The organism is Streptomyces sp. NPDC005263 (genome assembly GCF_042872365.1).
GTDB lineage: Bacteria > Actinomycetota > Actinomycetes > Streptomycetales > Streptomycetaceae > Streptomyces.
Genome location: NZ_JBIAKJ010000035.1, coordinates 1 through 1,297, shown reverse-complemented (window position 1 = coordinate 1,297; position 1,297 = coordinate 1). Strand labels below are relative to the sequence as shown.

The window sequence follows — 1,297 nt, the reverse complement described above, 5'->3', positions numbered from 1 at the left end:
GGGCCTTGACCCTTGATCCTGGACACACGAGACACTGGATCCTGAGGATCTGAGAACGGACATCTCGTGGTCATGAAGAACTATCCGCCGCAGTTCAAGGCGGACGCGGTCGCGCTGTACCAGTCGCGGCCCGAGGCGACGATCAGGCAGGTCGCCGCCGATCTGGGGATCAACCCCGAGACCCTGCGGAACTGGGTCCGAGCGGCCGGAGCGAGCCGGCCCCGGGGGCGCCGGGCGGAAGTGCCGACCGAGCCGCCGACACCGTTGGAGGCGGAGAACGCCGCTCTGCGCCAGAAGGTCCGCGAGCTGGAGGAGGAACGCGAGATCCTGCGCAAGGCGGCGAAGTATTTCGCCGGGGAGACGCGCTGGTGAACCGCTTCCAGTTCGTCGCCGACCACCACCGCCGCTACGGCGTGAAGCGGCTGTGCACCATCCTGGGCATCGCCCGCTCCAGCTTCTACTACTGGCGTCGGACGGCCGCGGACCGGGCCGCCCGGCAGGCGTCCGACGCCCGCCTCGCCGCCCGGATACGGGCCGTGCACCGCGAGTCGGACGGCACCTATGGCGTCCCCAGGATCACGGCCGAGCTCCGCGAGGCGGGCGAGCGAGTCAACCACAAGCGGATCGCGCGGGTGATGCGGAGCATCGGTCTGGCAGGCGTGCGGCTGCGTCGCAGGCACCGCACCACTGTTGCGGACCCGGCCGCGGCGAAGGCCCCGGACCTGATCGGCCGCGACTTCACGGCAAGCCAGCCGAACACGAAGTACGTCGGCGACATCACCTATCTCCCGCTGGAGGGCGGGAAGTTCCTTTATTTGGCCACCGTCATCGACCTCGCCTCACGCCGCCTGGCCGGCTGGGCGATCGCGGACCACATGCGCACCGACATCGTCACCGACGCCCTGGCCGCCGCCGAACGGACCCGCGGCAGCCTCGCCAAGGCGGTCATGCACACCGACCACGGGGCCCAGTACACCAGCCGGGCCTTCGGCGACGCCTGCCGCCGGGCCGGCGTCCGCCAGTCCATGAGCACGATCGGCAGCTCGGCGGACAACGCGCTCGCCGAGTCCTTCAACGCGACATTCAAACGCGAGACGCTCCAGGGCCGAAAGCGCTGGTCCAGCGAACGCGAGGCCCGTCTCGACGCGTTCCGCTGGCTCAACCGCTACAACACCCGACGCCGACACTCCAGCCTCGGACAACGCAGCCCCATCGCCTACGAGACAGCACTCGACACAACATCAACTACCCTGGCCGAAGCCGCATAGCCCGTGTCCAAGATTCCGGGTCAAGGCCC

Annotated in this window: 1 protein-coding gene; it reads left to right on the top strand. The window is 69.4% G+C overall.

Annotation, left to right across the window (positions count from 1 at the left end):
• Positions 1 to 66 precede the first annotated feature (66 nt).
• Positions 67 to 1,268, top strand: a protein-coding gene (locus ACFYRY_RS42940; protein WP_389158963.1) for an IS3 family transposase whose coding sequence is annotated in 2 segments (ribosomal slippage) — positions 67 to 358 and positions 358 to 1,268 — 1,203 coding nt in all. Because the reading frame shifts where the segments join, the coding sequence is not laid out codon by codon here.
• Positions 1,269 to 1,297 lie beyond the last annotated feature (29 nt).